The organism is Nitrospira sp., from assembly GCA_016788885.1.
In the GTDB taxonomy this organism is placed as follows: domain Bacteria; phylum Nitrospirota; class Nitrospiria; order Nitrospirales; family Nitrospiraceae; genus Nitrospira_A.
In genome coordinates this window covers 130409-138286 of the sequence record JAEURX010000010.1, presented here as the reverse complement: position 1 = coordinate 138286, position 7878 = coordinate 130409, and the positions used below count along the sequence as shown (strand labels likewise).

Here is a 7878-nt window from a genome sequence, read left to right as displayed (position 1 = left end):
ATTCCAATACAGATAATCCCGCCAGCTTTCCGGCGTGTTACGGATGCCGATGGTGATGGTAACCGTGGGGCTCCAGCGGGGCTTCACGGGTTTTTTGATCAGGCGCATGTTGGCTTCTTCCGGCGTCCGCCCGCTCTTCCGGTTATTGCACCGCCAACAGGCCGTCACGATGTTTTCCCAGGTCTTGCGCCCGCCTTTCGCGATGGGCACGACATGGTCGAAGGTGAGTTCTTCCGTGCGGAATTTGTGTTTGCAATACTGGCAGCAATAGCCATCCCGGGTGAAAATGTTGATGCGGGAAAACTTCACGGCGCGGTGACTATCCTTGAGCTTGACCAGCTTCAAGAGCCGCATCACCGAGGGGAGTTTGATCGAGATCGAGATGCCGTGGATCTGACGGTCGTAGACTTCGAGGACTTCGACCTTCCCCTGCCAGAGCAAGGTAATGGCCTTTTGCCAATGCAGGACACGCAGCGGTTCATAGGTGGAGTTGAGCAACAAGGTCATTTCCATAGTGGCTCCGGCGGTCTCCTATGCGTGCACTATTTAGAGAATAGCAAATGGCGGCGCGAGATAGACCCTTCCCCTCAAGAAACTTGATTCATCTATGCCATATGCGGCCAATGAAATCAAGCGCTTAGGCGATTGCTACCATAATGTTACGCATCCTGAGACAAGCGAGACCATCCTGTGATCTGTGAAGGAACACCATGAGCTCGAACACCGACTACGTCACCGTGGCCCAAGTGGATCAGGTTCCGCCGGGAACCTGTCGCACGGTTGAAGTCGACGGCATCTTTCTCGCGTTGTGCAATGTGAACGGCACGTTTCGAGCCGTCGATAATACCTGCCCCCACGCAGGAGGACCGTTGGGCGAAGGCTGTCTCGAGGGGGACTGGATTGAATGTCCCTGGCACGGCTGGCGATTGAACGTGTTCACTGGCGAGCGGCGGGAGAATCCCGAGATCCGCGTCGCCTGCGTCGAGGTGCGCGTCGAAGGTTCGAATGTGCAGGTGAAGGTGCCGCTTACATTGTAGGCGGAAACGGCGGCGCGCCGTTCGGGGATCGACCGGGTCGAGTGCTGTCTGGCCCTTCCGGCATGAGACCGTCGGCCGGTAATGAGGCGGCGTTGACCCGCTTCGTCGCCAAGTCGACGTGCCAGATGAAGTCGCGCTCGAACCACTGCGTCGTGCCCTGCTCCCGCATATAGATCCGGACTTCATAGCGCTGCTCATCCTGCTTGATCACCTGCCACTCCCCCAAGCGGAGCCCCAAGTTGCGGGCCTCTTGAATCCGCGCCCGTTCATTGAAGGCCTGGAGAATCGTGGGATAGCCGGCCGCTCGGTGGGTCTGCACCAGGGCCAACGCTTCGGCCGCGCGCGGATCGGTGATCGGATTGATGGTGGGTGGCTTCATCCACCAATACACCAGCACTCCGACCAGCAGAAGCAGCAGCACTGCGTAATGGATCACTTTACTCATACGATGTCACGATCGCCACGGTGAGTGATGGATGAATTGAGCACTATATGTGGCGTGTGATTTCTCTGTCAATCAGAGAAGGAAGCCGCCGAGACGACAGACAGGCTCACGACGCCGTCTCGTCGCGCTTGACAAGGCCGCGCAACGCTATGGTACAAGTACCGGTCAATCCACAAGCTACTATGGGAGCCTCACCGTTCAATGAAGTTCTTCTTTTACGCGGACAATTTGAACCCGTCGCAGCTCAAGCGCCGAGCCCCGGAGCATAAGTTTCTCTTCCCGGCCTATCTCCCCGACCATAGCGTGCAGTTTTGCCGCTGGTCGACGCAGTGGCGCTGCGGTCTGGCGAGCGTCGTGCCGTCGCCCGGAGAAAAAGTCTGGGGAGCCGTCTTCGAAATCACCGACGAAGATCTTAAGATCCTCGACGAATTCGAAAACGACGTACCGCAAGGCGCATACCGCCACCTACCGGTGACCGTCATCACGGAAGAAGGCGAAAAGTTGCTGGTCACCACCCATGCCGCGAACCCCATCGGCAAGTTCAAGCCCAAAGAACATTATATCGATTGGGTCCTCAAGGGCCTCAAACAGTGGAAGCTGCCCGAAGACTGCATCGAACAGTGGAAAGCCTATAAGCCAGCCTGACGCATTCGCCAGGTCATCAATTACCCCATACATTCATTCGAGGTCACGATGCCGAAACCGAAACATCATATCCTTGTCTGCACCAACGCCCGTCCGCCGGGCCACCCGAAACCGTCCTGCGGCGGCCAGGGTTCTGCACAATTGCTGATGACCTTCAACATGGGTCTCATGCAGCGCGGGATCATGCCGGGCGAAGTACTGGTCACCGGTTCGTCCTGCCTGGGCCCCTGCGAACAGGGACCGACCGTCGTGGTCTATCCCGAAGGCACCTGGTATTCCAAGGTCACGGAAGCGGATGTTGCGACCATCCTCGATGAACACATCAAGGGCGGAAAGCCGGCCGAAAAGTTGAATCCTGACAGCATCTGGAAATAGCTCGAATCCTCCTTTTCTTTGAGGATGATCAACATGCCTTTCCAGCAAGGCCGCAGGCGACTCAAATCCTGAGGCGTACCCTCACGGGTACGTTGAGGAGCTGAGAACGACGTTGGAAGGCCTGTTCATCATTTGATCGCGATGAGCACCCCGAGCCACAAAGAACACAAACAGCACACGCCCCGCTCCGTCGGCTGCATGGTCATCACCTGCAGCGACACCCGCACGCCCGAGACCGATACCAGTGGTCAGTTGATCCAAAAGCTCTTGAAGGAGAACGGGCACACGATCGCGGCCTATCACCTCGTCAAGGATGAGCCGGCTCAGATCAGGGCACGGATCACGGAGGGTGTGGCCAATGACTCCGTGCAGGCCATCATCATCAACGGCGGAACGGGAATCTCGCGGCGGGACTCCACGTTCGAAGCCGTGGATGCGATGCTGGAAAAACGACTGGATGGATTCGGCGAAGTCTTTCGGTTTCTGACCTATCAGGACATCGGCTCACCGGCCATCATGAGCCGCGCCACGGCCGGGATTATTAAAGGCCGCGTCCTCTTCTCCACCCCAGGCTCCGAAAACGCCGTGCGCCTGGCGATGGAAAAACTTATCCTCCCCGAACTCGGTCACCTCGTCAAAGAACTCACCAAGTAGTAGCTCGTCAGCTTTCAACAATCAGTCTTCAGCTTTGAGGTTTGCTCGGAACTGATTGCTGTGAGCTGATGATTTTTATTGTTGGCAGCGGTTTTCCGCCGGTCGGCTAGTCCGCCCGAGGATGCTCAAAACGGTTCTCCAACCAGGCCGCAGGAAGAACAGCGACTGAGGCGTACCCGCAGCGGTACGTTGAGGATTTTGATGAGCCGAGAACGAAGCTGGTGGCCGTTTTCAGCATCCGTCCGGAAGGATGTTCAAAACGGCTTTCCAGCAAGGCCGCAGGCGAAGCAAAACCGGAGGCGTACCCTCAGGGGGGTACGTTGAGGATTTTGATGAGCCGAGAACGCTGCTGGAAGCCGTTTTCAACATCCTTTAGTCTTGGCTGATCTTGGGTTCAGAGTACGTCTGCTTATCCGCCAATCTCGATTGCGCGTATCGCTTGTAATGCATCAAGAGATCGCGCACCGATACCACGCCGACGATCGAGCCACCCTTGGTCACCGCGAGGTGGCGCACACCGAGGTCGCCCATCATATCCTGCGCGTCATCGACATCCTGGTTACTCTCGATGGTGCACAGCGGAGACGTCATCACCTGCTCGACCGTGAGCTTGCCCACGTCTTGATTGGTGGCCAATCCCTTCCGCACCAGATCCGTATCGGTCACGATGCCGACATGATTTTTCCCCTTCTTGATCAGGAGGGAGCTGACCCGCAGGGTGCGCATCTTCTTCGCCGCACCGCGAACGGAGGTCGTCGGACCGACGCTTTGAGGTTTCTTGTTCATGATTTGTGAAACAGTTGCCATACCACATACCTTTCTGCCCGTTGGGACATCAGAACCGATAATAAAGCCGACTACGAAACAGTCAGCACGATCTTACCAAAAAATTTCCGATTCAAAAGATATTCTTGCGCGGCTTTTGCCTCAGACAGTGGAAACGTCCGATCGATGACCGGCCGCAACTTGCCTTCACCGACCAGGTGTGCGGCTTTCAACAACTCACTCTGCGAGCCCATGTACGAGCCCTTGATCGTCAGCTGTCGCGAATACACGTAGCGCAAGTCGAGCTTGACCTCCGCCCCCGTCGTCGCACCGCAGGTGACCAGTCGCCCCCCCTTGGCCAACGAATCGATGCACTGCGTCCACACCTCCGGACCGATGTGCTCGATCACCACATCCACGCCGCGGCGCTGTGTCAGGTCACGCACCCGCTGATTAACCTGCTCGCGGCTGTGATTGATGACTTCATCGGCGCCCAGTGCCTTGGCTTTGGCGATTTTCTCATCACTGCCGACCGTGGTGAACACGCGGGCGCCGGCGAATTTGGCCATTTGAATCGCCATATGCCCGACGCCGCTGCCCGCGCCCATGATCAAGACCTCTTCGCCTGGGCGCAAGTCGGCCAACCCGAACAGCATATGCCAGGCGGTGACGGACACCAGCGGAAATGCCGCCGCCTGTTCAAAGGACAAGGCGCCGGGAATCGGATGCACATTTCTCGCGGGCACCTTCACATATTCCGCATACCCGCCATGGCACATCGCTCCGATCAACCCGTAAGACCGGCACATGTTGTCACGACCGCCCACACACTGCTCGCAACGGCCGCAGCCGATCCCAGGAGACACGTAGACACGTTCTCCCTCGGCCACCCCGTCCACGTGAGACCCGATTTGCTGCACCACGCCGGCGATGTCGGAACCAGAAATGTGCGGGAGCGGCATCGGATAAGCGGGACTACCCTGGCGAATCCAAATGTCCAGGTGATTCAGCGCGCAGGCCTTGACCCGCACCAACACCTCATCGAGACCGATGGTCGGCATCGGCATCTCCTGATACTGGAGCTTCCCCGGCCCACCGTGCTCATGAAACACAACCGCGTTCATCTGATTCCTCTCACACGATTTCTCGCGACATTGCGCTCCGGGCCCAAATATCTTATGCAGTGCGATGGCGTGTTCATCATCCTGCTAACAACTGAGCGTCCCCTCCACCACCAATATCGATTCCCCCCCGACCATCACACCCTGAATTGCATCATCGTCGGAATTCACCTGAATCAAAATGCGGGACGGACGATCAATCTCGTATCCCTGTTCGGCGGTGATCTCGGTCTCAGGTCTGATATCCACGACTCCGTGCTGCACCAGATAGGCGCCCAAGGCGCCGCTCGCGCTCCCGGTTGCCGGATCTTCCACAATGCCGATCAACGGCGCGAACATGCGCGTATGCACGCTGGAGGACTGCTCGACCGTCATCGTGCTGAACACCATCATGCCGTTGGCGCCATACTGTTGGGACAACTCGGCGATCGCTGCAACATCGGGCACGATCGACCGTACAGCCGTCAGAGTCCGCACCGGCACGATAATGACCGGAAGCCCCGTCGAAACCACCTGGACGGGAAAGCGGCTTTCGGTAATCGCCGATTTGGTGATGCCCAGAGAGCGGGCAATGGCAAACAGCGCTTCCGGCTCATCGATCACATCCAGAAACTCCGGGCTCGGTTGCGCCATGACCACGCGTTCGATCACCCCGTCATGCGAATGGATATCGACGGGAAACAGGCCGAGATTACATTCCTGCAACACCCGCGTGACCGGCTCGCGAAGCGTAAGACGGCCCAGGCTGCCGAGAACGAAAAATGTGCCGATGACGGGGTGACCAGCGAACGGAATTTCCTGCGTCGGGGTGAAGATGCGCATCTTGACCACCGCCGCCGGGTCGGTCGGCGGAAAGACAAAAACCGTTTCAGACAGGTTCATCTCCCGGGCGATTCGCTGGAGTTCCTCGTCCGTCAATCCGTCGGCATCTGGGAACACCGCCACCGGATTGCCGCCGAACGGCTCATCGGTAAACACGTCGGCCTGGTAGAATTGCAAGCGCCGCTGCCCGGGCATAACCTCCTCAACGTGATGCTGGTGGCATGTTGCCCCGAGTCAGTATTTTTTGCAAGGGGCGATGGATGTACAGGGAGCAGCAGGTAAGAATCTTGGATGCGCACTGTTCAGCATACAGCCGAACAGTGGGTAGGATGAGTAACGAACTGTCACAATTTTTGATTCCCTCTCAGAGGCTGGCAGGCTGCTCAAAACCGCATCCCACGAGGCCGCACGCAAGCCGAACCCGGAGGCGTACTCAGGGGTACGCTGAGGATTTCGGCGAGCTGGTCATGTAGGCATTGAACCTGATTGGCATCCGCCGGCTGGTCAAAACGGCATCTGCCAAGGCCGCAGGGAGCGGGGCGACTGAGGCGTACCCTTGTGGTACGTCGCAGGGAGGCACGTGACCGAGAACGCTGGAAGATGGCGTTTTCACCGCCTCCGGTAGACGCTGGCAGGCTGCTCAAAACGGCTTCCCACGAGGCCGCAGGCAAGCCGAAACCGGAGGCGTACCCTCAGGGGTACGTTGAGGATTTCGGCAAGCCGAGAACGACGTGGGAGGTCGTTTTCAGCAGCCTGTTACACCGGGCGAGGAATGGCCTCGTATGCAGGCCTCATCGGATGGTTGAGGTATTGTTCCACGTAATTCTGCAGTGAGCCATGCCGGTAGAGCTGCTGATTGGCGAAGCGGGTATCGATCTTATGCAACACCTTCACACGCACACCAGTCTTTTTGGTGAACTGCTCCAGACTCACGCCGGTGATATCAGTATAGGGGCCGCGCCCCGACTGCATGATGCATTTCGGGACATGGATGGCTTTTTCCTTCGTCAGCCGCCGTGCAATATCATCGAAGGTCAGGAGTACCGTGCAATCGGAATCGCCACTCAGCAAGGCATTGGGGACGTAGAGAAATTTCGCGCGATTCTTTCGAAACATGGTCAGGATTTTGTGGACACTCCCCGCCATCACAACCGTGTCCTTCTTCTCCAATTCCAACGAATCAAACAGGCTCACAATGCGGCGGCGGCTCAAGAACGCCGTCGTATAGGACTCCGTATGAATGGTCTGGAGATTGGGCAATCCTAAGTGATAAATCCGCGTTGCCTCCTCCGGCAGGAACTTCCGCCCCTGACGCATCAATGAAGCCGTCTCTTCTTTCAGTCCCCGCACGGGCGTGAGTGTCCCCATCCAGAGCACACATTGTTGGTTGATCGCGGAAATCGTCGCCGCGTCTTTCGACATCGTATGCTGGTCGAAGGCATAGAAGTTTGCGGAGGACACGGCCGGTCCATCCAACACCTTCATCAGATGCTTAATGGACGGCGCATGCGGCATCAAGCGCTGCCGGTACTCACTGAGCGTGATAACGGAGAGTTCGAAGTTGATCCGGCCCGGATACTGTGCCACCAATTGGTGAATCTTCGGCACATGCACAAATCCGACGGTAAAAAACTGGATGCTTTTGTCGGTGTACTTCAGAAAGTCCTCGACCCATTCCATCGCCTTGGGGTGGAGGAAGAGGTCGGTCCATTCCATGAACTCGTTGCCGCCAAGGCACCAGAACTGCGTGGGGTCGGTCGGCTTCCGGCTGATGTACTCGAGGATGAACTTCCAATCCTCATCGCTGGTCTTCGGCGGATCGAGCGTTTCGCGGTAGGAGTGGTCGAGTTCGTAACAGAATTCACATTTGACCGGACAGTCCCGGCCAAGACTCAGGGGAATTTTCCCCGCGTCCATTTCCCTGATGAGCACCTGCCGATAGTCGGTACGATCTTTGAAGATCGGAGTCGGCTGAAAAATGGGAAGCGTGGTGGGCATGGGTAAACCGGTTTGC

General features: G+C 57.5%; 10 protein-coding genes. 4 read left to right on the top strand and 6 right to left on the bottom strand.

Annotated elements, in window-relative coordinates; translation table 11 throughout:
• Nucleotides 1-513, bottom strand: a 513-nt coding sequence (locus JNL86_02770; protein ID MBL8041825.1) for an HNH endonuclease, incomplete at its 3' end; no start/stop codon positions are given.
• A 197-nt stretch (nt 514-710) separates the two neighbouring features.
• On the opposite strand from JNL86_02770, the gene JNL86_02765 reads away from it, so the two are divergent.
• Nucleotides 711-1037: a Rieske 2Fe-2S domain-containing protein gene (locus tag JNL86_02765; GenBank protein ID MBL8041824.1), complete on the top strand. Its 327-nt coding sequence runs from the start codon at nt 711-713 to the stop codon at nt 1035-1037.
• On the opposite strand, the gene JNL86_02760 is transcribed toward JNL86_02765, so the two are convergent.
• On the bottom strand, nt 1027-1482 hold the full coding sequence (locus tag JNL86_02760) for a hypothetical protein (GenBank protein ID MBL8041823.1): 456 nt from the start codon (nt 1480-1482) through the stop codon (nt 1027-1029). The genes JNL86_02765 and JNL86_02760 overlap by 11 nt on opposite strands.
• A gap of 201 nt (nt 1483-1683) precedes the next feature.
• Here JNL86_02760 and JNL86_02755 point away from each other — a divergent pair, with 201 nt between their 5' ends.
• The 3 genes from JNL86_02755 (at nt 1684) to JNL86_02745 (ending at nt 3156) form a co-directional block, all read left to right on the top strand.
• On the top strand, nt 1684-2127 hold the full coding sequence (locus JNL86_02755) for a gamma-glutamylcyclotransferase (protein MBL8041822.1): 444 nt from the start codon (nt 1684-1686) through the stop codon (nt 2125-2127).
• A gap of 48 nt (nt 2128-2175) precedes the next feature.
• On the top strand, nt 2176-2502 hold the full coding sequence (locus JNL86_02750) for a (2Fe-2S) ferredoxin domain-containing protein (protein ID MBL8041821.1): 327 nt from the start codon (nt 2176-2178) through the stop codon (nt 2500-2502).
• Nucleotides 2503-2643: 141 nt separating this feature from the next.
• The gene (locus tag JNL86_02745) at nt 2644-3156 is read left to right on the top strand and encodes a MogA/MoaB family molybdenum cofactor biosynthesis protein (GenBank protein MBL8041820.1); all 513 of its coding nucleotides are present in this window, start codon (nt 2644-2646) and stop codon (nt 3154-3156) included.
• A 372-nt stretch (nt 3157-3528) separates the two neighbouring features.
• On the opposite strand, the gene JNL86_02740 is transcribed toward JNL86_02745, so the two are convergent.
• The 4 genes from JNL86_02740 to JNL86_02725 form a co-directional block, all read right to left on the bottom strand.
• Nucleotides 3529-3963, bottom strand: coding sequence for a CBS domain-containing protein (locus JNL86_02740; GenBank protein ID MBL8041819.1), 435 nt, complete (start codon nt 3961-3963; stop codon nt 3529-3531).
• Nucleotides 3964-4013: 50 nt separating this feature from the next.
• Complete coding sequence (locus JNL86_02735) at nt 4014-5045, bottom strand: zinc-binding dehydrogenase (GenBank protein MBL8041818.1); 1032 nt, start codon at nt 5043-5045, stop codon at nt 4014-4016.
• Between the two features lie 84 nt (nt 5046-5129).
• On the bottom strand, nt 5130-6059 hold the full coding sequence (locus tag JNL86_02730) for a PhzF family phenazine biosynthesis protein (protein MBL8041817.1): 930 nt from the start codon (nt 6057-6059) through the stop codon (nt 5130-5132).
• A gap of 561 nt (nt 6060-6620) precedes the next feature.
• A complete protein-coding gene (locus tag JNL86_02725) occupies nt 6621-7862 on the bottom strand; it encodes a hypothetical protein (GenBank protein ID MBL8041816.1) in 1242 nt (413 codons plus the stop codon).
• Between the last annotated feature and the right edge of the window lie 16 nt (nt 7863-7878).